This window comes from Paracoccus aestuariivivens, assembly GCF_009711225.1.
In the GTDB taxonomy this organism is placed as follows: domain Bacteria; phylum Pseudomonadota; class Alphaproteobacteria; order Rhodobacterales; family Rhodobacteraceae; genus Paracoccus; species Paracoccus aestuariivivens.
The window spans coordinates 106,731-128,176 of sequence record NZ_WMIE01000007.1; the positions used below are offsets into that span (position 1 = coordinate 106,731).

At 62.7% G+C, this 21,446-nt stretch carries 26 protein-coding genes and 2 tRNA genes; 7 read left to right on the forward strand and 21 right to left on the reverse strand.

Going from position 1 to position 21,446, the window contains the following annotated elements; genetic code table 11:
* Positions 1-248: 248 nt before the first annotated feature.
* The gene (locus tag GL286_RS12990; protein ID WP_170295176.1) at positions 249-473 is read left to right on the forward strand and encodes a hypothetical protein; all 225 of its coding nucleotides are present in this window, start codon (positions 249-251) and stop codon (positions 471-473) included.
* On the opposite strand, the gene GL286_RS12995 is transcribed toward GL286_RS12990, so the two are convergent.
* The 11 genes from GL286_RS12995 to GL286_RS13045 all read right to left on the reverse strand — a co-directional run bounded on the left by GL286_RS12995 (position 470) and on the right by GL286_RS13045 (position 7,927).
* Positions 470-1,381, reverse strand: coding sequence for a DMT family transporter (locus GL286_RS12995; RefSeq protein WP_246184944.1), 912 nt, complete (start codon positions 1,379-1,381; stop codon positions 470-472). The two genes, GL286_RS12990 and GL286_RS12995, sit on opposite strands and share 4 nt — an antisense overlap.
* 112 nt (positions 1,382-1,493) lie before the next feature.
* Positions 1,494-2,234, reverse strand: a complete 741-nt coding sequence (locus GL286_RS13000; protein ID WP_155096001.1) for a YebC/PmpR family DNA-binding transcriptional regulator — start codon at positions 2,232-2,234, stop codon at positions 1,494-1,496.
* A gap of 69 nt (positions 2,235-2,303) precedes the next feature.
* Entirely contained in the window at positions 2,304-2,549 is a 246-nt protein-coding gene (locus tag GL286_RS13005) for a ribbon-helix-helix domain-containing protein (protein ID WP_155096002.1), read from the reverse strand.
* Complete coding sequence (locus GL286_RS13010; RefSeq protein WP_155096003.1) at positions 2,542-2,736, reverse strand: DUF4169 family protein; 195 nt, start codon at positions 2,734-2,736, stop codon at positions 2,542-2,544. Before GL286_RS13010 ends, GL286_RS13005 begins: the two co-directional genes overlap by 8 nt.
* 1 nt (position 2,737) lies before the next feature.
* Positions 2,738-4,132, reverse strand: a complete 1,395-nt coding sequence (gene fumC / locus GL286_RS13015; RefSeq protein ID WP_155096004.1) for a class II fumarate hydratase — start codon at positions 4,130-4,132, stop codon at positions 2,738-2,740.
* An 84-nt stretch (positions 4,133-4,216) separates the two neighbouring features.
* The gene (locus tag GL286_RS13020) at positions 4,217-4,771 is read right to left on the reverse strand and encodes a class I SAM-dependent methyltransferase (protein ID WP_155096005.1); all 555 of its coding nucleotides are present in this window, start codon (positions 4,769-4,771) and stop codon (positions 4,217-4,219) included.
* Positions 4,772-4,835: 64 nt separating this feature from the next.
* Positions 4,836-5,315 (reverse strand): SspB family protein, encoded by a 480-nt coding sequence (locus tag GL286_RS13025; protein ID WP_155096006.1) that lies wholly within the window; start codon positions 5,313-5,315, stop codon positions 4,836-4,838.
* Positions 5,316-5,508: 193 nt separating this feature from the next.
* A tRNA-Asp gene (locus tag GL286_RS13030) sits at positions 5,509-5,585 on the reverse strand.
* A 28-nt stretch (positions 5,586-5,613) separates the two neighbouring features.
* A tRNA-Asp gene (locus GL286_RS13035) sits at positions 5,614-5,690 on the reverse strand.
* Positions 5,691-5,859: 169 nt separating this feature from the next.
* Positions 5,860-6,624: a PRC-barrel domain-containing protein gene (locus tag GL286_RS13040; protein WP_155096007.1), complete on the reverse strand. Its 765-nt coding sequence runs from the start codon at positions 6,622-6,624 to the stop codon at positions 5,860-5,862.
* Positions 6,625-6,796: 172 nt separating this feature from the next.
* The gene (locus GL286_RS13045) at positions 6,797-7,927 is read right to left on the reverse strand and encodes an anhydro-N-acetylmuramic acid kinase (protein ID WP_170295177.1); all 1,131 of its coding nucleotides are present in this window, start codon (positions 7,925-7,927) and stop codon (positions 6,797-6,799) included.
* Between the two features lie 56 nt (positions 7,928-7,983).
* On the opposite strand from GL286_RS13045, the gene tyrS reads away from it, so the two are divergent.
* The gene (gene tyrS / locus GL286_RS13050) at positions 7,984-9,228 is read left to right on the forward strand and encodes a tyrosine--tRNA ligase (RefSeq protein ID WP_155096008.1); all 1,245 of its coding nucleotides are present in this window, start codon (positions 7,984-7,986) and stop codon (positions 9,226-9,228) included.
* A gap of 60 nt (positions 9,229-9,288) precedes the next feature.
* A complete protein-coding gene (locus tag GL286_RS13055) occupies positions 9,289-9,711 on the forward strand; it encodes a GFA family protein (RefSeq protein ID WP_155096009.1) in 423 nt (140 codons plus the stop codon).
* Positions 9,712-9,784: 73 nt separating this feature from the next.
* On the opposite strand, the gene GL286_RS13060 is transcribed toward GL286_RS13055, so the two are convergent.
* Together GL286_RS13060 and GL286_RS13065 are read right to left on the reverse strand one after the other, a co-directional pair.
* Complete coding sequence (locus tag GL286_RS13060; protein ID WP_155096010.1) at positions 9,785-10,378, reverse strand: peptidylprolyl isomerase; 594 nt, start codon at positions 10,376-10,378, stop codon at positions 9,785-9,787.
* Positions 10,368-10,877 (reverse strand): peptidylprolyl isomerase, encoded by a 510-nt coding sequence (locus GL286_RS13065; protein ID WP_155096011.1) that lies wholly within the window; start codon positions 10,875-10,877, stop codon positions 10,368-10,370. The genes GL286_RS13060 and GL286_RS13065 overlap by 11 nt, the downstream gene beginning before the upstream one ends.
* Before the next feature lie 164 nt (positions 10,878-11,041).
* Here GL286_RS13065 and GL286_RS13070 point away from each other — a divergent pair, with 164 nt between their 5' ends.
* Positions 11,042-12,238 (forward strand): phosphoglycerate kinase, encoded by a 1,197-nt coding sequence (locus tag GL286_RS13070; protein WP_155096012.1) that lies wholly within the window; start codon positions 11,042-11,044, stop codon positions 12,236-12,238.
* Positions 12,239-12,280: 42 nt separating this feature from the next.
* Here GL286_RS13070 and GL286_RS13075 read toward each other — a convergent pair whose 3' ends face one another.
* The 3 genes from GL286_RS13075 to GL286_RS13085 form a co-directional block, all read right to left on the reverse strand.
* Positions 12,281-13,054 (reverse strand): isocitrate lyase/PEP mutase family protein, encoded by a 774-nt coding sequence (locus tag GL286_RS13075; RefSeq protein WP_155096013.1) that lies wholly within the window; start codon positions 13,052-13,054, stop codon positions 12,281-12,283.
* Positions 13,051-14,124 carry a bifunctional transcriptional activator/DNA repair enzyme AdaA gene (locus GL286_RS13080; protein ID WP_155096014.1) on the reverse strand — a complete coding sequence of 358 codons (1,074 nt, stop codon included), beginning with the start codon at positions 14,122-14,124 and terminating at the stop codon, positions 13,051-13,053. The genes GL286_RS13075 and GL286_RS13080 overlap by 4 nt, the downstream gene beginning before the upstream one ends.
* A gap of 160 nt (positions 14,125-14,284) precedes the next feature.
* Positions 14,285-14,482, reverse strand: coding sequence for a hypothetical protein (locus GL286_RS13085; protein WP_155096015.1), 198 nt, complete (start codon positions 14,480-14,482; stop codon positions 14,285-14,287).
* A gap of 233 nt (positions 14,483-14,715) precedes the next feature.
* Between GL286_RS13085 and GL286_RS13090 the strand changes: the two genes are divergently transcribed.
* Together GL286_RS13090 and ftsY are read left to right on the forward strand one after the other, a co-directional pair.
* Positions 14,716-15,645 carry a class I fructose-bisphosphate aldolase gene (locus tag GL286_RS13090; RefSeq protein ID WP_155096016.1) on the forward strand — a complete coding sequence of 310 codons (930 nt, stop codon included), beginning with the start codon at positions 14,716-14,718 and terminating at the stop codon, positions 15,643-15,645.
* 114 nt (positions 15,646-15,759) lie between these two features.
* On the forward strand, positions 15,760-16,881 hold the full coding sequence (ftsY, locus tag GL286_RS13095) for a signal recognition particle-docking protein FtsY (protein WP_155096017.1): 1,122 nt from the start codon (positions 15,760-15,762) through the stop codon (positions 16,879-16,881).
* A 49-nt stretch (positions 16,882-16,930) separates the two neighbouring features.
* Here ftsY and GL286_RS13100 read toward each other — a convergent pair whose 3' ends face one another.
* The 4 genes from GL286_RS13100 to hisS are packed head-to-tail and all read right to left on the reverse strand — an operon-like array spanning position 16,931 to position 20,575.
* The gene (locus tag GL286_RS13100) at positions 16,931-17,299 is read right to left on the reverse strand and encodes a hypothetical protein (protein ID WP_155096018.1); all 369 of its coding nucleotides are present in this window, start codon (positions 17,297-17,299) and stop codon (positions 16,931-16,933) included.
* A 53-nt stretch (positions 17,300-17,352) separates the two neighbouring features.
* On the reverse strand, positions 17,353-18,030 hold the full coding sequence (hisG, locus tag GL286_RS13105) for an ATP phosphoribosyltransferase (RefSeq protein WP_155096019.1): 678 nt from the start codon (positions 18,028-18,030) through the stop codon (positions 17,353-17,355).
* Positions 18,027-19,094, reverse strand: a complete 1,068-nt coding sequence (locus tag GL286_RS13110) for an ATP phosphoribosyltransferase regulatory subunit (protein WP_155096020.1) — start codon at positions 19,092-19,094, stop codon at positions 18,027-18,029. Before GL286_RS13110 ends, hisG begins: the two co-directional genes overlap by 4 nt.
* A complete protein-coding gene (gene hisS / locus GL286_RS13115) occupies positions 19,091-20,575 on the reverse strand; it encodes a histidine--tRNA ligase (protein WP_155096021.1) in 1,485 nt (494 codons plus the stop codon). Before hisS ends, GL286_RS13110 begins: the two co-directional genes overlap by 4 nt.
* A gap of 48 nt (positions 20,576-20,623) precedes the next feature.
* Here hisS and GL286_RS13120 point away from each other — a divergent pair, with 48 nt between their 5' ends.
* On the forward strand, positions 20,624-20,839 hold the full coding sequence (locus GL286_RS13120) for a SlyX family protein (protein WP_155096022.1): 216 nt from the start codon (positions 20,624-20,626) through the stop codon (positions 20,837-20,839).
* A 6-nt stretch (positions 20,840-20,845) separates the two neighbouring features.
* Here GL286_RS13120 and GL286_RS13125 read toward each other — a convergent pair whose 3' ends face one another.
* Entirely contained in the window at positions 20,846-21,334 is a 489-nt protein-coding gene (locus GL286_RS13125; protein ID WP_155096023.1) for a DUF4177 domain-containing protein, read from the reverse strand.
* Positions 21,335-21,446: the final 112 nt, after the last annotated feature.

Consider the following 21,446-nt stretch of genomic DNA (forward strand, 5'->3'; position numbering starts at 1 on the left):
AACCCCAAGCAGAAAGGGCACTGGCATGACTGATATGTTCGCCGTTCCGGCCGCCCTTTCCAATGTTCGTCGATGGCTGATCAGCTATCAGCGACGCGGCTGACGGAACCCGATCCAAGCTGCCCGTTTAGGGTATTCCCAAGATCATAATCGACGCTGACCGACCGCGTATCCGCGCGGAACGATGCGTCACCTCCAAACCACTTCAACACAAGGGCCAATCTGAGCAATCAGCTGGCATAAATAGAATGAGTGTGACTGTGCCTCGTCCCGCACGCGACCTGCGTGCGCCTTTGAACGACCTGATCGACGATCACGGGCTGATCCGCGTCAGTCTTGCCCTGATGCGTGCCGTGCTGGGACGTGGTAAAAACCGCGCTCCACCACTGGACGGTCTGTCGCCGCATCTCAAACGCGACATCGGCCTCGAGCCGGATCGCAGAGGCCCGACCAATTACTGGGATCTGCGCTAAAGCTCTTTGTCGGCATCGGGCGGCGGGGTCACTCCCCGCCGCAACCGCGCCTCGCGCAAGGTGATGTAGCAGATCGAACCTATCATGGTCGCGCCTCCGACAAGCACCCAGACATCGACCGGCTCGGCAAAAATGACCGCACCCAACAGGCTGGCCCAGATCAGCTGCAGGAACACGACCGGCTGCGTCACCGTCAAAGGCGCAGCAGCGAAGGCCCGCGTCATCGCGTAATGCCCCGCAGTGGCGAAGAATGCGGTACATGCCAAAACGGCGCATTGCAGGGCGGTCGGCGCGACCCAGTTCATCGCCGCAAACGGGGCAAGCCCGACGCATACCGTCAGCGACATCATCGCCACCACGACCGAGGCGGGAACCTGCTCGGACAGGCGCTTTGCCACCAGATAGGACGCCCCGAACGTGACCGAAGCGCCGAGTTGCGCAATATGTCCCGGCTCAAGCACACGCAGGCCCGGACGAAGCACGATCATCGCCCCCGCCAATGCCACCGCAATCGCCAGCGCCCGCCGCCACGAGATCTTTTCGCCCATCAGCAGCGCCGCTCCGACAGTCACGACAATCGGGTTGAGAAAGCCGATCGCAGTCACCTCGGCGACCGTGATCCGCGCCATGGCAAAGAACCACAGGATCACGGCGACGGTGTGCAGGCCGCCGCGCAGAACGAACAATCCCCAGACCTTCGGGGTAAATCCGCGCTGCAAAGCAGGAACCAGCATCGGAATCAGGAACACCAGCCCAAAGGCGAACCGGATGAACGCGCCCTCGGCGGCAGGTAGGGCCTGCCCCAACCATCGCACGGTCCCGTTCACCGCAACGAAGCTCAGACCTGCGGTCAACATCCAGACGATGCCGATCAAATCCCGGCGGGTGGCAGCACTCATATCGCTCATGCGCCAAGCCATGACGGGTTGCCCCGGCTTGCACAAGCCCGCAGCGTCTGGCGGACAAGAAAAAGGGCCGCAGCAAAACTGCGACCCTTGAGTGCGTCAGTTGTCGCGGGACTTACAGTTGCGCCGCAACTTCTTCCGGAATGTCGAAGTTGCCGGTGACGTTCTGCACATCATCGTCTTCCTCAAGCGCGTCCAGCAACTTCATCAGCTTCTGCGCGGTTTCCAGATCGATCTCGGTCGGGGCCTGCGGCTTCCAGATCAGCTTGGAATGCTCGGATTCGCCCAACGCCGCTTCCAGCGCGTTCGAGACCTCGGCCAGATCGGTATCCGAGGTGTAGATCCAGTGGCCGTCCTCGTCGCTTTCGACATCCTCGGCACCGGCTTCCAGCGCGGCCATCATCACCGTGTCGGCGTCACCGGCAGTGGCCGGATACATGATCTCGCCTTTGCGGTCGAACATGAAGTTCACCGAGCCGGTCTGGCCCAGATCGCCGCCATGCTTGGTGAAATAGCTGCGCACGTTCGATGCCGTGCGGTTGCGGTTGTCAGTCATCGCCTCGACGATGATCGCGATGCCGTTCGGGCCGTAGCCCTCATAGCGGATCTCGTCATAGTTCTCGGCGTCGCCGCCCTGCGATTTCTTGATCGCGCGGTCGATCACGTCCTTCGGGACCGAGCTCGACTTGGCTTCCTTGACCGCCAGACGCAGACGCGGGTTCTTGTCGGGATCGGGATCGCCCATCTTCGCGGCGACGGTGATTTCTTTGGCCAGTTTCGAAAACAGCTTGGAACGGAGCTTGTCCTGCTTGCCCTTCCGGTGCTGGATGTTGGCCCACTTGGAATGGCCTGCCATGGTTCTACCCAATATCTGCTGCGGATTGTTGTGGGCGCTTGTAGTCACCAAGCGCCCGCGCCGCAAGCACTACGGCTGAGAGGGGCGCTTCAGGACTTCTGACAGGATATAAAGTCGCAATGCGGTGGCCAGTCCGACTTCTGGCGGGCGCTTGCTGTCGATCTCGGCGATCAGGCTGGCTGCAGTTTCTTCGCGCGCGCGCGCGATTTCGCGCAATTCACGCCAGAAGGCATCTTCCAGACTGACCGAAGTGCGGTGTCCGCCAATGGTGACCGAGCGTTTCACGGGCGGCGACATCGCGGGCAGATCAGTCATCGCCATCCTCGCGCTTGTGCCGGTCCAGAATATGGCTGACGCGGCTGCGGTCGGCATCCTCGACCTCGCGTTGCGCCTTGGTGCGGCCGAATTTCGCTGCGTTTTCATCGCCCTGTTTACGGGCGGCGTCACGGGCGGCGCTTTTACGCGCCGCCCGCAGGTTGATGATTTTGCCGTTACCGGTCAAATCAATCCTCCGGCCCGATCATTTGTTCGGGACGAACCACACGGTCGAAGGTCTCGCCATCGACCAGACCCAGTGCAATGGCTTCCTCGCGCAGCGTGGTGCCGTTCTTATGGGCGGTCTTGGCGACCTTGGTCGCGTTGTCATAGCCGATGGTCGGGGCCAGCGCCGTCACCAGCATCAGCGATTCTTTCATCAGCTTGTCGATGCGCGGCAGGTTCGCTTGCGTACCGACAACCATGTTGTCCGTGAACGAGCCAGCGGCATCGCCCAGCAGCTGCATCGACTGCAGCACGTTATAGGACATCATCGGATTGTAGACGTTCAGCTCGAAATGGCCTTGCGAACCGGCGAAGCCAATGGCCGCGTCATTGCCCATGACATGGGCGCAGACCATGGTCAGAGCCTCGGCCTGGGTCGGGTTGACCTTGCCCGGCATGATCGACGAGCCCGGCTCGTTTTCCGGCAGGATCAGTTCGCCCAGACCCGAGCGCGGGCCCGAACCCAGCAGACGCATGTCGTTGGCGATCTTGAACAGCGACGCCGCAACGGTTTTCAGCGCGCCCGAGAAGAAGACCATCGCGTCATGCGCGGCCAAAGCCTCGAACTTGTTCGGAGCGGTGACGAAGGGCAGGCCCGAGATCTTGGCGATTTCCGCCGCGATCGCCGTGTCCCAGCCTTTTTTGGTGTTCAGGCCGGTGCCAACGGCGGTGCCGCCCTGCGCCAGTTCGTAGATGTCACCCAGCGCCAGTTTCACGCGCTCGATGCCCTTGGCGACCTGATGCGCGTAACCGCCGAATTCCTGACCAAGGGTCAGAGGGGTCGCATCTTGCGTATGGGTGCGACCGATCTTGATGATGTCCTTGAATTCCTCGGACTTGGCGACCAGCGCGGCGTGCAGCTTTTCCAGACCCGGGATCAGGACGTCGCGCGCCTGCATGGCGATGGCGACGTGCATCGCGGTCGGGAAGGTGTCGTTCGACGATTGACCCATGTTCACATGGTCATTCGGGTGAACCGGCTTTTTCGAGCCCATCACGCCGCCCATAATCTCGATCGCGCGGTTCGAGATGACCTCGTTCGCGTTCATGTTCGACTGGGTGCCCGAGCCGGTCTGCCAGACGACCAGCGGGAAGTTGTCGTCGAACTTGCCCGCCGCGACTTCGGATGCCGCCTGAACCATGGCATTGCCCAGCGACGCGTCCAGATTGCCGGTGGCCATGTTCACTTGGGCGGCGGCCTGCTTGATGATGCCAAGCGCGCGGATCATCGGGACCGGCTGCTTTTCCCAGCCGATCGGGAAGTTCATGATCGAACGCTGCGTTTGCGCGCCCCAATATTTGTCGGCGGGTACTTCCAAGGGGCCGAAGCTGTCGGTCTCGGTGCGGGTATTGGTCATGTCAGGTTCCCTCGCGGTTTTGCCGGCGTTCTACCGCCGACGCGCCGGATTCGCAAATGGTATACGAATGTATGCCGTTAGCGTTCACAGTTTCTGGCGAAAGACATAGACCCGCGCGGGCGGCAGATTCGCCCAGATCCGGCGGCTTTTCTCATGGCTCAGACCAAAGCGCGCGCGAACTGCCTCCGACAACGGTACGACCGGTCCGTAAGTTATTTGCACGAATGGCGCACCGGGCTTCATCGCCGACAGGGCTGCCCCGACAATCGCGGTCTGCAACTCGTCCGGCATCGGCAATGTCGGCACACCCGAGATCACCGCATCCAGATCGCGCCGCCCGACATTCACCATTTCCTGCGCAGGAAGGTTATGGATCTGCACCATCGGGAACCTTTGACGCAAACGGTCGCAGAACGCGGCGTTCAGTTCGTACAGTTCAAGCCGCTCGGGTGGCAGTCCTCGTCCCAGAATGGCCTGTGTGATCGTTCCCGTTCCGGAACCGATTTCGGCCACGGCTTCCATATCCGGCGTAATCAACCGCGCCATTTCGCGAGCCGTTGCCCGTCCGGTCGGAGCAATCGCGCGAATCTCGGAAGGTCGACGCAGGAACTGGCTCAGAAACAGCGACAGATCGGACAAGGCGGCCTCCAGCTATCATGCCGAGACCGCCTCTATTTTCTTCCGGTGACAAAGGTATGACGCGTTATTTGCGCCACTTGTCCAGACTGACAACCTCGGCGCCGCCCTTGGGGGAATCGTCGCCGCCATCATCATTGTCGGTTTCGTCAAGGTCTTCTTCGTCCTCTTCCTCGTCCTCGTCGTCGCTGTCAGGCTGATTCTCGAAGCGCAGACCGAATTCGACCGACGGATCGACAAAGGTACGGACCGCATCGAAGGGGATGTAAAGCGGCTCGGGCGAGTTGCCGAAATTCAGGGTGATGTTGAACCCGTCCGGGGTCACTTCCAGATTGTCGAACCAATGCTGGATCACGATGGTCATCTCGTCGGGATAACGCTCGCGCAGCCAGTCGGCCATCTCGACATCCGGATCATGGGTATCGAAGGTGATGAAGAAATGATGCTCGCCCGGCAGGCCTTCATCCGCCACGGCAATCAGGACATCCGCGATCAACCGCTGCATGGCCCGGTGCATCATCCCGCCGTAATCGATTCCTCGCGCCATCGGCGTCCCCCTTCTTCCTGTCGGCCAGCATAGGGGATTGCACCCCGATGAAAAGCCCTTAGCACCCCGAACGGACGGAAGCCAATCGGCCGCGCCCGTGACGTCCTAGTTTCTTGAATATCCGTGCAAACAGCCGCCCAAAAGCCAAAGGCGCCCAAGGGCGCTTATGACTTTCAGTGCTGAAAGGAAGCGATGGCGCGGTTGACGGGGCTCGAACCCGCGACCCCCGGCGTGACAGGCCGGTACTCTAACCAACTGAGCTACAACCGCGCATCGTTTTGGCGATATCCGAAAGTAGTGGCGCGGTTGACGGGGCTCGAACCCGCGACCCCCGGCGTGACAGGCCGGTACTCTAACCAACTGAGCTACAACCGCTCGCTACTACTTTCTCCAGATCGCCTCTGGAGTGCGCGCTGTTTACGTATGCCAGCAGGTGGCGTCAAGGCACTGTTCAAGGAAAAATGCATCGCGATGAAATTCTTTTCTTCCAGACAGAAACGGGCGCCCCGAAGGACGCCCGCGAAAGCCTGACCTGGCCTATATATTACTTGCGGACGGTCTTTTCGTCGAAGTCCGGCAGGGCCTTCAATTCTTCCTTGGTATAGTTGGTCGCAAAGAACGTGTCGTTGCCCACCGTGACAAGGTGAATCGCGTCCTCGCCCAGAAGCACCTTCTTGGCACCGATTCCAAGGAAGCCCCCGATATCGGCAATATAGCCCACGACCTGCGCCGAATCGTTCAGCACGACATCATTGACCTTGGCGATGTCCTGCCAATCGGCGGGACGTTCATCCAGCGTCTCGGGCTGACTCCAATCGGTCGATGACGGCTGGTTCGTGGTCCAGATCCGGCGGCTGGTCACCCATGAGCCCAGCAGCCCCGGATCAGCCTCGGAGATCGCCGGCGGGTTCACATCAGGGGCTTTGACCGGAGCCTCGGCTGCGGCCTCGACTGCCGAATCTGCGGCGTCAGAGGCTGCCGCCTCGGCATTTTCGGCGGCATCGGCTGCGTCGTCGGCTGCGTCATTCCCCATGTCTTGCGCGGCAGTCGCTGCATTGTCGGCAGCCTTGGCTGCGGCGTCCGCTGCGGCATCCGCCGCGGTTGCAGCTTCGTCCACGGCTTGCTCGGCCGCGGCTCCGGCCTGTTCGGCAGCGGCATCCGCCGCAGCTTCGGCATTCTCGGCGGCCGTCTCGGCGGTTGCCGCAGCCGACTCGGCTGCCTGCTCGGCCGGCGCAACAGGCGCGGTGGTCTGGGCATATGCCGGAGCTACCAAAGCCAATGCGGTAGCGGCAATGACAAGAGGTTTCATGGACATTGTCCTTTCCGGTTGTCGTTTGTGTCACTGGCGACGGCGGTTGCCGTCATTATGCGTTCCAAACGTCACAGAATCCGTCATCGTTCCGTCCCGGACTCGGGTTTTTTGTTCACGAAAACGTAGACGCAACAAGCAATTGCGCAATTACCGTAAGCGTTCGCATGATTTATCCGCGCGATGCGGGATAGCTGATCCTGCCACCGCAAACCGGCTCGGGTGCTCCGGTCGTTTCCGGCCCCGATGTCGGCAGGCCCCGCAGCACCCGCACGGCCAACCATGCAAAAGCCTGCGCTTCCAGCATATCGCCGTCGAGTCCCGCCACTTCGACCGGAGCGACCTTGCACGGCAATCGCGCCGCCAGCGCAGCCATCATCGCCGCGTTATGGCGTCCTCCGCCGCAAACCAGCACCAGTTCGGGCGCCTCGGGCAGCATCGCGACCCCTGCCGCAACCGCAGCCGCCGCCGCATGGGTCAATGTCGCCGCCGCATCCGCATCGGGCAATCCGGCAACCCCCGCTAGCAGGTCCGGAAAGGCGTCGCGATCCAGAGACTTCGGCAAGGCGCGGGCAAAATGCGGATGGGTCAGGAAATCGGCGATCACGGATTCATCGGGCATACCCTGCCCTGCCAATATGCCGCCCTCGTCTCGCAACACCCCACGCCGAGCGCGCATCAGATCATTGATCGGCGCATTGGCAGGGCCGGTGTCAAAGGCAATGCAGGCCCCAGCCGCATCAGGCGATCCGGCAGCCGGATCGACGAAAGTCAGATTGCCGACCCCGCCAAGATTCAGAAACGCGACCGGAGCGCGTGGCAAAAGCCCCTGCCCCATCGACCATTCCGCGCAGGCCCAATGGAAGAAAGGTGCGAGCGGCGCGCCCTCTCCTCCCCGACGCACATCCTCGGAGCGGAAATCCCAGACAACGGGGCGGTCCAGCTTGCGGGCCAAGGCCGCGCCATTGCCCGCCTGATGGGTTCCCCGTCCTTGGGGATCATGCGCCAAGGTCTGGCCGTGATAGCCGACCAACTCGGCCTCGGGGAAAGTCTCGGCCAAAGCGGCATGGGCGGCGACCGAAAGCGCGGCTGCCTCGGGAACAGCGCTACCTTCGGGCCATTGCCCAAGGGCCGAATGCAGCATGGCGGATTCGTTGCCACTATAAGCGCGGTAGCCGCTGCGACCGAAATTGCCGATCCGCGTGCCGTCGGTCAGAACCAGAGCCGCATCGACGCCGTCCAGAGACGTTCCCGACATCATGCCCAATGCGTGGACCATTCCGGCTGTCACTTTATGCCTCATCGCTTTCCCTTTGCCGCATTGACCGGTATATCCGCGCCATTCGAAAGGAAAAGCTCATGACCTACCATGCCAAATCCGAATTCCTCCACGTGATGATGGAACGCGGCTATCTGGCGGACTGCACCGATCTGCAGTCGCTGGACGACGCGCTCATCGAAGGCCCGGTGACGGCATATATCGGTTATGACGCGACTGCGGCCAGCCTGCATGTCGGCCACCTGCTGAACATCATGATGCTGCGCTGGTTCCAGAAGACCGGCAATCGCCCGATCACCCTGATGGGCGGCGGCACGACCAAGGTCGGCGATCCCAGCTTCCGCAGCGAGGAACGCCCGCTGCTGACCCCCGACGCCATCCAGTCGAATATCGACGGCATGGGTCAGGTCTTTGCCCGCTACCTCGATTACGGCGAGGGCAAGGCCAAGATGCTGAACAACGCCGAGTGGCTGGACAACCTGAACTACCTTGAATTCCTGCGCGACATCGGGCGGCATTTCAGTGTCAACCGGATGCTGTCGTTTGAATCGGTGAAGTCGCGGCTGGATCGCGAGCAGTCGCTGTCCTTCCTTGAGTTCAACTACATGATCCTGCAGGCCTACGACTTCCTCGAACTGTACCGGCGTTACGATTGCCGCCTGCAAATGGGCGGCTCGGACCAGTGGGGCAACATCATTAACGGGATCGACCTGACCCGCCGTGTCCTGGATGGAGAGATCTTCGGCCTGACCTCGCCGCTACTGACCACCTCGGACGGGCGCAAAATGGGCAAGTCGGCGGGCGGAGCGGTCTGGCTGAACGGCGCGATGCTGTCGCCCTACGAGTTCTGGCAGTTCTGGCGCAACACCACCGACGCCGATGTCGGACGCTTCCTGAAGCTTTATACCGAGCTGCCGGTTGACGAATGCAACCGCCTTGGCGCGCTGTCGGGTTCGGAAATCAACGCGGCCAAGATCATTCTGGCCAACGAGGTCACCACCCTTCTACACGGCGCAGAAGCCGCCGCCAGCGCCGAAGCGACGGCCCGTCAGGTCTTTGAACAGGGCGGTGCAGGTGGCGATCTGGAAATCGCGACCATCGCAGCCGATGCGCTGACCAGCGGGCTGACCGTGACGCAGCTTCTAGTCCAGACCGGAATCACCGGCTCGGGCAAAGAGGCCAAGCGCCTGATCACCGAAGGCGGCCTGCGCCTGAACAACGAGGCGGTGACGGACCCCCAGCTCGTTGTCGACACCGCCCTGATCGGAGACGGGCTGAAAGTGTCGGTCGGGAAGAAAAAGCATCGCATGGTGCAGATTGGTTAAACGAAAGGCCGGGGAAATCCGGCCTTTTTCATTTCCGCAAAGCTAACAGGACCAGATGAAATGCCAGATGATACCGACCTGCTGAGTGCCGCCTGCCATTGCGGAGCCGTCCGGTTTCAGGTGCGATTGAGCGACGGGTTCAAGACCGCCCGCCGCTGCAACTGCTCGTATTGCCGGATGCGGGGCGCGATTGCCGTCTCGGCCCATCTGGACGATATGCAGATCGTCGAGGGCGAGGAAAACCTGACGCTGTATCAATTCAACACCGGCACGGCGAAGCATTACTTTTGCAAGATCTGCGGCATCTATACCCATCACCAGCGCCGGTCGGACCCGACCCAGTTCGGGGTCAACGTCGCCTGCCTCGAGGGCGTCAGCCCCTTCGACTTTACCGAAGTGCCAGTGCTCGAAGGTGTCCGGCATCCCTCGGATGGACGAACCGGCTCGGGCCTTGCAGGCGTGCTGCGCTATACGTCCAGCTAAGCCGAAGCCGTTGCACCAAACAAAAATGGCCCCGCTTGAACGCGGGGCCATTGATTTTTCCGTCGGGTCGGGATCACTCGGTAACGGTGACTTTGACCATGTAGTCCGGCTCGACCACCGAACCATTGGCTGCGGGATCGCCCTTCTTGATGGCGTTCAGCACGTCCCAGCCATCGACCAACTGGCCGACGACAGTGTACTGGCCGTCAAGAAACTCGGCCGGAGCCAGATCGATGAAGAACTGACTGTTGGCGCTGTTCGGGTCCTGCGAGCGGGCCATGCCGACAGTGCCGCGCTGGAAGCTGACATCGTTGAACTCGGCCGGAAGATCCGGCATCGACGAGCCGCCCATCCCCGCACGCGCGGTATCCGCGCCGTGCTTGCCGAACTCGACATCACCGGTCTGGGCCATGAACCCGTCGATGACACGGTGGAACACCACGCCGTCATAGGCCCCCGATTTTGCCAGCGACAGCAGACGCTCGACATGCTTGGGCGCTTTGTCCGAATACAGGTCCAGAACGATCCTGCCTTTGGCCGTACCTGCGGTGTCGGCAACCTCGATCACAAGGTTCGGACCCGCGCCGTCGGTGACACCCGGCAAACCCTCGGCATGGGCTGCGCCCGCTGCCAGCAGCAAGGCCGGGACCAGCGCCTTATTCAACATCCGCAGCCACCTTGACCGAGATCATGCGGTCGGGGTTTGCTGGCGGCTCGCCACGGACAATCTTGTCGACGAATTCCATGCCGGACAGAACGCGGCCATAGACCGTGTATTGACCATTCAGGAAGCTGTTATCGCTGAAGTTGATGAAGAACTGGCTGTTGGCCGAGTTCGGGTTCATCGAGCGTGCCGCACCCAGCGTGCCACGATCATGTGGCAGGCGCGAGAATTCGGCCGGCAGGTCCGGCAGGTCCGAACCGCCCGTGCCGGCGCGGCCCGGATTGTAATTGTTTTCCATGTTGGCGTGTTCCACATCGCCGGTCTGGGCCATGAAGCCGTCGATCACGCGGTGGAAGGCCACATTGTCGTATTTCCCGGCGCGGGCCAGTTCCTTCATCCGCTCGGCGTGCTTGGGGGCAACGTCGGGCAGCAGCTCGATCACGACCGGACCGTCTTTCAGCTCGATGATGACCGTGTTTTCGGGATCTTTGATCTCGGCCATGGCGGGTCTCCTTCTAATGGCTCGGGGCACAGGCATACGCATTTCGTGTGCTGCACACAACGCCGCCATTGCCGCGCGGTTCACCGCCGGTGCAGGTTGACGAAAATATCAACTTGCGTGACAACCCCGCACGACAGCGTGAACGGATCAGGAAAGGATCATACATGGCGGATTTCAACACGATCGATGACCTTGACCTAGACGGCAAGGTCGTGCTGACCCGCGTGGACGTGAACGTTCCCGTCGAGAACGGTCAGGTGACCGACGCCACGCGGATCGAAAAGATCGTGCCGACGGTCAAGGATATCCAGGCCAAAGGCGGCATTCCAGTGCTATTGGCGCATTTCGACCGCCCCAAAGGCAAGCGCGTCGACAGCATGAGCCTGAAGATCGTCATCCCCGCGCTGGAAAAGGCCTTGGGCCAACCGGTGAAATTCGCGGACGAAGCCATCGGCGGTCCGGCCAAACGGGCCGTTGCCGATCTGAAGGCAGGCGATGTCCTGCTTCTGGAAAACACCCGCTTCTATCCGGGCGAAGAAACCAATGACCCGACTTTCGCGGCTTCGATCGCCGCTTTGGGTCAGGCCTATGTCAATGACGCATTCTCGGCCGCGCATCGCGCCCATGCCTCGACCGAGGGAATCGCCCGTCTGCTGCCCGCCGCTGCGGGCCGCCTGATGGAAGCCGAATTGAAGGCGCTGGACGCGGCCCTTGGCGCTCCGCAGCGTCCGGTCGTGGCCGTCGTCGGCGGGGCCAAGGTATCGACCAAACTGGAACTGCTGTCGAACCTGATCACCAAGGTCGACCATCTGGTGATCGGTGGCGGCATGGCGAATACCTTCCTTGTTGCGCAAGGCATCGAGGTCGGCAAATCGCTGGCAGAACGCGACATGGCCGACACCGCGAGCAAGATCCTTGCGGATGCGACGGGCGCAGGCTGCACCATCCATCTGCCGGTCGATGTCGTCGTCGCACGCGAGTTCAAGGCCGGAGCCGAGAACGAGACCGTTGCCGCCGATGCCTGCCCCGCCGACGCGATGATCCTTGATGCCGGTCCCGAAACCGTTACCCGCATCCAGTCGGTGTTCGAGCAATCGCGCACCCTGATCTGGAACGGTCCGCTGGGCGCATTCGAGATCCAGCCCTTCGACATGGCCACCAACGCAGCCGCCCAGATCGCCGCGCGCCTGACCCGCGAGGGTAAGCTGATCTCGGTCGCAGGCGGTGGCGACACCGTCGCAGCGTTGAACAAGGCTGGCGCCTCGGATGACTTCACCTTCATCTCGACCGCCGGTGGCGCTTTCCTTGAATGGATGGAGGGCAAAGAATTGCCCGGCGTCGCGGCACTGCAAAAACGCTGAACGAGCCAAAGGAAGGGCCCCGAAACCGGGGCCCTTTCCGTTTCAGGCAACCGGAACGAGCGCCCTTGCCTCTTGCTCCAGCGCCGACATCAGGCCGATATAGGGCGCTGGCCCGAAACTGACCCGCGCGACCCCGAGTGTCGTCATATCGCGCACATCCTGAACCGTTCCCCGTATCATCACATTGACGGGCAGCGTCGCTGCCTCGCAAATCCTTCGGATCAAGGCCTTGTCGGTCAGCCCCGGAACGAAGAACCCGTCCGCACCAGCCGCCGCATAGGCCGCTTCGCGGGCCAATGCCTCGTCCAGCAAACCGGCGTGATCCACCGTGGGTGCTGCCTTCAGGAAGACATCCGTACGGGCGTTGATAAATGCGGGAACGCCCGAGGCGTCCGTCGCTTCGCGAACCGCGCGCAACCGCGCCACCTGATCCTCGATGCTGTAAAGGCCGGGACCGTCGACGACTTGATCCTCGAAATTCAGCCCCGCGACGCCAAGCGCCAGAAGATCGCTGACGTTCTGGCGCAGCTCATGCAGATCGGATGCATAGCCACCCTCGAAATCCACGCCGACCGGCATATCGACGCTGTTCACGATCCGCGCGACTGCCCTTAACGCATCGTCCAAAGGCAGTTTCTCGCCGTCAGAATAGCCCTGAGCCGCGGCCATCGCCCAACTACCCGTCGCAATCGCCTTTGCCCCGCCGCGGGCCACAGACAGGGCGCTGCCGGCATCCCAGATATTGTAAAGCACAAGCGGGTCACGCGGGACATGCAGGCTGCGGAACAACCGCACCTTCTCGATTTGGGAGGTCATGCGATTTGTTCCAATGCTGTTGATTTAAGTTGCCGCTCGATCTCGATCAGGCGTTGCTTGCGCCAAAGTCCGCCGCCATATCCGGTCAATGATCCATCCGCCCCGATGACACGATGGCAGGGAATCATCAGCGCGATCTGGTTCGCGCCATTGGCACGCGCCACAGCCCGTGTTGCCGTGGGTCGGCCGATCCGGCGCGCGATATCGGAATAGCTTCGCGTCTCGCCAGCCGGAATCTCGCGCAGGGCTTCCCAGACATGCTGGGTGAAGGCACTTCCGGCCACTGCAAGCGGGGTCGTGAAACGGGCCGAGCGCGCCGCGAAATAGTCGCCCAGTTCCGCCGCCGCCTGTTCGGACGGCGGCATCGGGCCAATCCCGATCCCCTGCCGGTTGCCCTCCTGCAGCCGCTTCAATTCGGCGGGCAAAGCCTTGCGGTCCAGAAACTCCAGCAAATGCAGGTGATGGCGGCTGCTGACCGCGATCATGTCCCCCAATGGAGTAGGTATCCACATCGCCCGCAACAGCCCTTCGGAGCGAAGCTCGGCAGGCGCACAACCCAGCAAACGGGCAAAGGCGGCCCGAAACGCGCTGGCCGATTCAAAGCTGGCTTCGTGTTGCGCGGTGATGACCTTGCCGCCCGCAGCCAAGGTTTCGAAGCCTTCGCGCAGGCGGCGTTGGCGGGCCATTTCCAGAAACGTCATCCCGAACTGCCTTTTGAAGCTGCGCCGCACGGTGGAAAGGTCATAGCCGAGCTGCTCGACATCGCCTTCGGTCCAGCGCTGATCGGGGCGTTCGTCCAAAGCCTGCAAAAGCGCCGCAATGACCGGATCTGCCAACGCCGCCGCCTGAAGCGGATGACAACGCTTGCAGGCCCGAAAGCCCGCTTCGATGCATTCGCCGATGGTCGGGTAGAAGGTGCAATTCTCGGGCTTTGGCTTACGCGCCGGACAGGTCAGGCGGCAGAACACCCCTGTCGAGGAAACGCAAACAAAGGCCTGTCCGTCGAAGCGATCATCGCGGGCAAGCAAGGCGGCATATAGGGTGTGATGGTCAGGAAGGTCGAACAACATGCGCAGGTTCTACTTTCGCATGAAACGCTACGCCGCCGCTTTTCGGGCGTCTATTCTTTTTTCTCCGCAAAGATCCCGTCTGCCCGGAAGCCACCACCCGCGCCGCCATGACTTTCATGCGGCGACACATTGCAGGTCAGTCATCCCGTCCAATGCGTCCCTACTTCGCGGGCGCTTCAACCGGAGCCGTCGCGGCGGCAGGCGGCAGGTTCCGTTCGATGTCGCGAGACTCGGTGTCCCGCGAGAGGATGTACAGGAATGTGCCAAGCGCGATCACGAAAGCCAGCGCGAACACCATGAAGAACGGCCGGTTCTGGCGGAACTGTTCGGGAATGCTGTCTGGGTCTTCGTTGGCCATGGGAATTTCCCCCATATGGATGGCATGCACATAACGCGCGTCGCGATTTGCGGTTCCTGACCTGCTTGACGGCGCGGCAGCCATGCCTAGGGTCGCACCGTGACGCTGTGTTTTAACCAGAATGACAAGATTTCGGGTTAGGCACTGAAAAGACGGGCTCTCTGTTAGCGCAACCCGAATTGCCCTTGGCGGTGGTTTTGCTAAGTCACGCCCAAACTGGATTGGAGTTTCAGATGACAATGACCGATACCGTCCGCAAGATCCTCGCCAACTACGAAGGCGAGAACCCCGGCGTAAAGGCCCAACTGGCCCGCATGCTGATGACCGGCAAGCTTGCGGGCACCGGCAAGATGATCATCCTGCCCGTGGACCAAGGCTTCGAGCACGGCCCGGCGCGGACCTTCGCTGCGAACCCGGCGGCTTACGACCCCCATTACCACTACCAGCTGGCGATCGACGCGGGCCTGAACGCCTATGCCGCACCGCTGGGCATGATCGAGGCTGGCGCCGACACCTTCGCCGGTCAGATCCCGACCATCCTGAAAGTGAACTCGGCGAACTCGCTGATGTCGGACACTGCCGGCAAGAACCAGGCTGTCACCGCATCGGTCGATGACGCGCTGCGTCTGGGCTGCTCGGCCATCGGCTTCACCATCTATCCGGGTTCGGACATGGCGCTCGACATGTTCGAAGAGATCGTCGAGATGCGCAAGGAAGCCGCCGCGAAAGGCGTCGCGACCGTGATCTGGTCCTACCCGCGCGGCGAAGCGATCACCAAAGACGGCGAGACCGCCATCGACGTGGCTGCCTATGCCGCACAGATCGCTGCCCTGATCGGCGCGCACATCATCAAGATCAAGCTCTCGACCGATCACCTGATGTTGCCGGAAGCGAAAAAGGTCTACGAGGACAAACAGATCGACATCGCGACCCAAGCCAAGCGCGTCGAGCACTGCATGCAGTCCTCGTTCAACGGCCGTCGCATCGTCGTCTTCTCGGGCGGTGCCGCAAAAGGTGCCGATGCCGTCTATGACGACGCCCGCGCGATCCGCGACGGCGGCGGCAACGGCTCGATCATCGGCCGCAACAGCTTCCAGCGTTCGCGCGAAGACGCGCTGGAAATGCTGAACAAGCTGGTCGACATCTATCTGGGCAAAGCCTGATCGCTTTTCCCGCAAGGGAACACGCCAAGAAACAAGGAGGGCGTCCGCAGGGGCGCCCTTTTCCTTTTGGGCAATAAAGCCTAGTTTCCCCGCCAAAGAATGAAGGATGGGTGCATGTCGTTTTTCTCGAAGCTGCGCGACCGGCTGACGCGGTCCTCGTCGAAGATCGGCGCGGGGTTGGACGATATCGTATCGGATGGGGCGGTCGAGGCCGCGACGCCCGTCAGCCATAGCGAAATCGCCCCTGCTGCGACGCCCGAGACACCACCAGTCACGCCGCCAGCGACACCGCCTGCTCCGATCCAGATCCCCGACGTCGTCCCCGCGCCGGTGCCGGAAGCGCCAGCGCGCTCCGGTATCATCGGACGGATGTTCGGGCGCAGTGGCGATAGTTCCGAGCCTCGCCGCGAGTTGGACGACGCGATGCTCGAAGATCTGGAGGAGATGCTGATCCAGTCCGACATGGGCGTCGAAACCTCGCTTCGGGTCACTGCCAATATCGCCGAGGGCCGGATGGGCCGGAAGGTTTCCTCGACCGAGTTGAAGGAACTTCTGGCCGGTGAAGTCACCCGCATCATGACCCCCGTGGCCAAGCCGCTGCCGATCTATCCCAAGCGCCCGCAGGTGGTGCTGGTAGTCGGCGTGAACGGCTCGGGCAAAACCACGACCATCGGCAAGCTCGCGAGCCAGTTCAAGGCGGCGGGCAAGAATGTCGTGATCGCGGCGGGCGATACCTTCCGCGCTGCTGCGGTCGAGCAGCTTCAGGTCTGGGGCAAGCGCGCCGGTGTGCCGGTGATGACCGCGCCCGAGGGTTCCGACCCCGCGAGCCTTGCCTTTGACGCCATGGCGCGCGCCGAGGCCGAGGGCGCCGACCTGCTGATGATCGACACCGCCGGGCGGCTGCAGAACCGTCAGGACCTGATGGAAGAACTGGCCAAGATCGTCCGCGTGATCCGCAAAAAAGACCCCTCGGCCCCGCATAATACCCTGCTGGTGCTGGACGCGACCACCGGCCAGAACGCGCTGAGCCAGGTCGAAACCTTCCAGAAGCTCGCCGATGTCTCGGGTCTGGTGATGACCAAGCTCGACGGCACGGCGCGGGGCGGCGTGCTGGTCGCGCTGGCAGACCGCTTCGGCCTGCCGATCCATGCCATCGGTGTGGGCGAGCAGATCGACGATCTGGACGCGTTCGACGCGCGCGATTTCGCCCGCGCGCTTGTCGGCTTGGGGGAATAATCCCTTTCGACAAGGGAAAGGCCGTGACGCGCTGCGCCACGGCCTTTTTTCATGGCTTCACGATATGCGACTCAGACTTGGTCGTCTCTTCGATCTCGACATTCCCTGCCGCATCGGCTGCCGGCATCGAGACATCTTTCGGCGGCACGAAGGGCGCGGTGAGTTCGGCCTTTTTCGTCTGCTTGTCATAGATGCAGACATAGCGATCCGCCCCGCCATCGGGCAGCGTCGTGATCAGCAGCGCCGCGCCAAAATGCTCTGAGCCGAAAGGGTTCACCTCGATCCCGGTTTCGCCCTCGGCGGGCGCAAGGGCGGTGCAGGCCTTTTCGACATCGGCTTGGAATTCCTTCCATGCCTCGTCGGTCGAGGCCAGCGCAGGTGTCGCGGCAAAAGCAAGAAGCAGAAGGGGCAGGCGCATTGTCGGTCTCCTTCGAAAGGTCCGACCCAACGCCCCTGCCCCGTGAAGGGTTGCTAAAGCCCCAGCCGGGTGGCGAAAACCCGCACTTCATCCTCATCCCCGGCGGCGATCGAGCGCAGAAGCGTTGCCTGACTGCGCAGGATCGGTTCCTCGGCGAGGATCTTCAGGTGGTTCGCGCGCAGCGTCTCACCCGAGGAGGTGATATCGGCAATCGCCTCTGCGGTCAGGTTCGCGACCGTGCCTTCGGTCGCGCCTTGGCTGTCCACCAATTGGTAATCGGCCACCTCGTGATCCGAGAGCCATGCCCGCACCAGCCGGTGATACTTGGTCGCGATCCGCAGGCGGAAGCCATGCTCGGCGCGGAAATCGCGGGCGATGGTGGCGAAATCGTCCAGATCGTCGCAATCGGCCCAACAGGAGGGCACCGCCAAAATCAGATCGGCATGGCCGAAGCCCATCGGGGCCAATTCCTCGACATGGCTGCGCCAGCCCGCCAGCTTCTCACGGATCAGGTCGGTGCCGGTCACGCCCATATGGATACGGCCCGCTTTCAACTCGCGCGGGATTTCGCCCGCCGAAAGCAGCACCAGAGAGACGTTTTCCGCCCCCTCGACCCGCCCGGCATATTCCCGTTCCGAGCCTGCGCGCGATAGCTTCACGCCGCGCTCGGCAAACCAGTCAAAGGCCTGCTCCATCAGCCGCCCCTTGGACGGCACGCCCAGCCGGATCATGCGAGCCCCCCGAGTTCGTAGACAAGGCCTGGACGGATGATCCCGCCCACCGCCGGGATGGAACGTCCCTTGGCCTGCCCCAGCACCGCGGCCAGCGCGTCATAGCGCCCGCCCGAGGCGACCGGCGGCCAATCGGCGCGACCGGCAGCGGCAAAGCTGAAGGTCATGCCGTCGTAATATTCCATCGTATGGCGACCGTGGCTGGCGTCGAAATGGATCGCATCCGTGTCGATGCCACGGCGCGCGAGGTCCGCAAGGTTGCGTTCCAGCCGGTCCACCGCCTCATGGATATCGGGGATCTCAGTCGCCAGTTGGCGAAGCTGTGCCAGTGCCTGCGGGGCCGGGGCTTGGACGGCGAAAAGCCGCTCCAGCCGCTCGACCCATTGCGAGGACAAGGGCTGCTCACCCGCATCCGCTTGCAGCCGGTCGATGCGTTCCTGCATCTCGTCAGGCGAGCGCAGACCGGTCCATGTGGTCGGCGATTCCGAGAAATTCCGCCCCTCGGCAGGCGCGCTGAAGCGCGCGAGCAGACGGGCGAAACGTCTGGGCCGCCAGATGTGATGCAGCAGCGCCGCGCGGCGGGCGCCGGACAAAGGCAGCGCGCGGACGGCATCCATCAGCAGGTCCATATCGCCCATGCTCGCCTGTAAGTTCAGCGGCGCGAGGATGCCGTGGAAAAGCGCGAAGACCTCGGCATCGGCATCCGGATCGCGGGCGAAAAGCTCGAAACCGGCCTGCAAATATTCATTGTCGCGCGGATGCTCGGGCTGGTTTTCGCCGTGGTCCTGCTTGCGGAAGACCTCACCCAGATAGCAATAGCGCGCCGGCTCTGCGCCGTTTTCCATATGCATCTGGACGACGGGAACGGTGAAATCCGGGCGCAGCATGACCTCGCCCCGGATCGGGTCCTGCGTGACATAGGCGCGGGCGCGAATGTCCTCGCCATACAGATCCAGCAGCGTCTCGGCGGGCAGGAGAAGATCGGGCGCGACCTCCTCGGCCCCGGCGGCGCGAAACGCCGTCAGGATCTGCTGGCCGATCGCCTGTTTCTCGCGCTTGCTCATCCCAAGATGCGCCGGACTTCGGCGACCAGATCGCCGCGCGCCACCTCGGTCTGAGCAGGCTGAGCCTTCCATTCCTCATGGCTGGCTTCGGCTGCGATTTTCGCGCCAAGGATCAGGTCCTTGACCTGCACGACGCCGCGCAAAGCCTCATTTCCGCCTTGGATAATGGCGACGGGCGAGTTGCGCTTATCGGCATATTTCAACTGGTTGCCGAAGTTCTTCGGGTTGCCCAGATAGACCTCGGCGCGGATGCCCGCAGCGCGCAGTTCGGATGCCATGGCGTAATAATCCGCCATGCGGTCGCGATCCATGACCGTGACGACGACTGGGCCCTGCTCGGTCCCGCCCATCAAGCCCTTGGCGCGCAGCGCGGCCAGCAGGCGGTCAACGCCGATGGATACGCCCGTCGCCGGGACCTTCTGTCCGGTGAAACGCTCGACCAACCCGTCATAGCGCCCACCGCCCGCGACCGAGCCGAATTGCCGCTTGCGGCCTTTTTCGTCAAGGATTTCAAAGGTCAGTTCGGCCTCGAAGACCGGGCCGGTGTAATAGCCAAGCCCGCGCACGATCGAGGGGTCGATCACCGCGCGATCCTCGCCCACACCCATCGCCGCCAGCATGTCGCTGATCTGGGCCAGTTCCTCGACCCCCTCGGCGCCGGTGACTGATGCCCCGACGGCGGCGCGCAGGTTGGCCAGCGTCGCGGCATTGTCCGCGCCCTTCGAGGTCAGGAAGGCGATGACCGGATCGGCCTGTTCGGGGCGCAGGCCCACCCCCTCGATCTCGGCCCCGGATTCGTCCTTGCGGCCGGTGGTCAGAAGCTGACGCACGCCCTCTTCGCCGACCTTGTCGAACTTGTCGATGGTGCGCAGAACGTCATCGGCGGGCTTGCCGCCCTCGACGCCCATGGCTTCCAGAATGCCGTTCAGCACTTTGCGGTTGTTGATGCGGATCAGGTAATCGCCGCGCTGGATCCCTGCATGCTCAAGCGCACCGGCCAACATGCCGCAGATTTCCGCATCCGCCGCGACCGAGGCGCTGCCGACCGTATCGGCATCGCATTGGTAGAACTGGCGGAAACGACCCGGCCCCGGCTTTTCATTGCGCCAAACCGGGCCCATCGCATAGCGGCGATAGGGGCTGGGCAGATCGTTCCTGAACTGCGCAGCGACCCGCGCCAAGGGCGCGGTCAGGTCATAGCGCAGCGCCAGCCAATCGCCCGCACCGCCGCCGGGCACCTCGGCCTCTTGCCATGCGAAGACGCCCGCATTCGGGCGGTCCACGTCGGGCAGGAACTTTCCCAGCGCCTCGACGGTCTCAACGGCACTGGTTTCCAGAGGCTCGAATCCATGTCGATGGTATACTTCGGCGATACGGTCGAGCATCTGCTTGCGCTCGGTCACGTCTGCGCCGAAATAGTCACGAAACCCCTTCGGCGTCTCTGCCTTGGGGCGTGGTTGCTTTTTCTGATCTTTCGCCATGGTATGCCTCGGGCTTTTCCATGCGGGGGTCTAACGGATGGAGGATGCATGGACAAGCAGACGCTGGAAAGAACCGAGCGGCTGGAAGAGGCTGTCGCCCATCTGACGCGGATTGCGGATGATTTATCGTCTGTCGTTGCCCGGCAAGAGGCCGAAATCGCCCGACTAGCCCGCCGTATCGGCATGCTGATGGAGCGCGAAGCCGAGCGCGAGACGGAAAGCGGAACGATTCCCCTTGCCGACCAGCGCCCGCCGCATTGGTAAGACCGCTTAGCGGGCCGGTCCCAGACGCGGGCCGGTCTGCGGCGCGGGTTCGGGCGCGGTCAGCGGAGGTTCGCTGCTACGGGCCTGTTGGGCCGGACGCGGCATGGCGCGCATCGGCTGGCTGAAAGGCGCACGAACGGGGGCATCATCGGGCGCCTCGAGCGGACTGTCCTCGGGCAATTCGTCCTCGGCCACGGACAGATTCGCAGGCGCTGCGGGTGCGACATATTCCGCCACGACGGCAGGCTCGGCAGCCTGCTCGGGCTCGAGCGAGCGGCGGAACACCAGAACATTGTGATAGACCGTGGTGCGGCTGGTCAGGCCGGAACGCTCCTCGGCAGGAAGCGTCTCGGCACGGACATATTCCCAGCCATCGGCGGCCATTTCGTTCAGCGCTCCGGCCAGGGCGACCGAGAAACGCTCGATTCCGGTCTTTGCGCCCTTGGCCTTTTCACCGCGCGATGGGGCGGGAATGACGGTGTATTCGTAAACCATTGGAACGTCCTGACTGTTCTGTAACCAAAGAGTTACGCCAGAAGCGCCCGCAAGAAAAGCGCGACGGCCAAGGTTTGCGTGTGTCGGCGGTTTCCTGTGACCGCGTGACGCG

Bases quoted from the DNA above. Each gene is read 5' to 3' on its own strand.
- GL286_RS12990 (WP_170295176.1), top strand. From the start codon at position 249: ATGAGTGTGACTGTGCCTCGTCCCGCACGCGACCTGCGTGCGCCTTTG.
- GL286_RS12995 (WP_246184944.1), bottom strand. From the start codon at position 1,381: ATGAGCGATATGAGTGCTGCCACCCGCCGGGATTTGATCGGCATCGTC.
- GL286_RS13000 (WP_155096001.1), bottom strand. From the start codon at position 2,234: ATGGCAGGCCATTCCAAGTGGGCCAACATCCAGCACCGGAAGGGCAAG.
- GL286_RS13005 (WP_155096002.1), bottom strand. From the start codon at position 2,549: ATGACTGATCTGCCCGCGATGTCGCCGCCCGTGAAACGCTCGGTCACC.
- fumC (WP_155096004.1), bottom strand. From the start codon at position 4,132: ATGACCAATACCCGCACCGAGACCGACAGCTTCGGCCCCTTGGAAGTA.
- GL286_RS13025 (WP_155096006.1), bottom strand. From the start codon at position 5,315: ATGGCGCGAGGAATCGATTACGGCGGGATGATGCACCGGGCCATGCAG.
- GL286_RS13040 (WP_155096007.1), bottom strand. From the start codon at position 6,624: ATGAAACCTCTTGTCATTGCCGCTACCGCATTGGCTTTGGTAGCTCCG.
- GL286_RS13045 (WP_170295177.1), bottom strand. From the start codon at position 7,927: ATGAGGCATAAAGTGACAGCCGGAATGGTCCACGCATTGGGCATGATG.
- tyrS (WP_155096008.1), top strand. From the start codon at position 7,984: ATGACCTACCATGCCAAATCCGAATTCCTCCACGTGATGATGGAACGC.
- GL286_RS13055 (WP_155096009.1), top strand. From the start codon at position 9,289: ATGCCAGATGATACCGACCTGCTGAGTGCCGCCTGCCATTGCGGAGCC.
- GL286_RS13060 (WP_155096010.1), bottom strand. From the start codon at position 10,378: ATGTTGAATAAGGCGCTGGTCCCGGCCTTGCTGCTGGCAGCGGGCGCA.
- GL286_RS13065 (WP_155096011.1), bottom strand. From the start codon at position 10,877: ATGGCCGAGATCAAAGATCCCGAAAACACGGTCATCATCGAGCTGAAA.
- GL286_RS13070 (WP_155096012.1), top strand. From the start codon at position 11,042: ATGGCGGATTTCAACACGATCGATGACCTTGACCTAGACGGCAAGGTC.
- GL286_RS13075 (WP_155096013.1), bottom strand. From the start codon at position 13,054: ATGACCTCCCAAATCGAGAAGGTGCGGTTGTTCCGCAGCCTGCATGTC.
- GL286_RS13080 (WP_155096014.1), bottom strand. From the start codon at position 14,124: ATGTTGTTCGACCTTCCTGACCATCACACCCTATATGCCGCCTTGCTT.
- GL286_RS13085 (WP_155096015.1), bottom strand. From the start codon at position 14,482: ATGGCCAACGAAGACCCAGACAGCATTCCCGAACAGTTCCGCCAGAAC.
- GL286_RS13090 (WP_155096016.1), top strand. From the start codon at position 14,716: ATGACAATGACCGATACCGTCCGCAAGATCCTCGCCAACTACGAAGGC.
- ftsY (WP_155096017.1), top strand. From the start codon at position 15,760: ATGTCGTTTTTCTCGAAGCTGCGCGACCGGCTGACGCGGTCCTCGTCG.
- GL286_RS13100 (WP_155096018.1), bottom strand. From the start codon at position 17,299: ATGCGCCTGCCCCTTCTGCTTCTTGCTTTTGCCGCGACACCTGCGCTG.
- hisG (WP_155096019.1), bottom strand. From the start codon at position 18,030: ATGATCCGGCTGGGCGTGCCGTCCAAGGGGCGGCTGATGGAGCAGGCC.
- GL286_RS13110 (WP_155096020.1), bottom strand. From the start codon at position 19,094: ATGAGCAAGCGCGAGAAACAGGCGATCGGCCAGCAGATCCTGACGGCG.
- hisS (WP_155096021.1), bottom strand. From the start codon at position 20,575: ATGGCGAAAGATCAGAAAAAGCAACCACGCCCCAAGGCAGAGACGCCG.
- GL286_RS13120 (WP_155096022.1), top strand. From the start codon at position 20,624: ATGGACAAGCAGACGCTGGAAAGAACCGAGCGGCTGGAAGAGGCTGTC.
- GL286_RS13125 (WP_155096023.1), bottom strand. From the start codon at position 21,334: ATGGTTTACGAATACACCGTCATTCCCGCCCCATCGCGCGGTGAAAAG.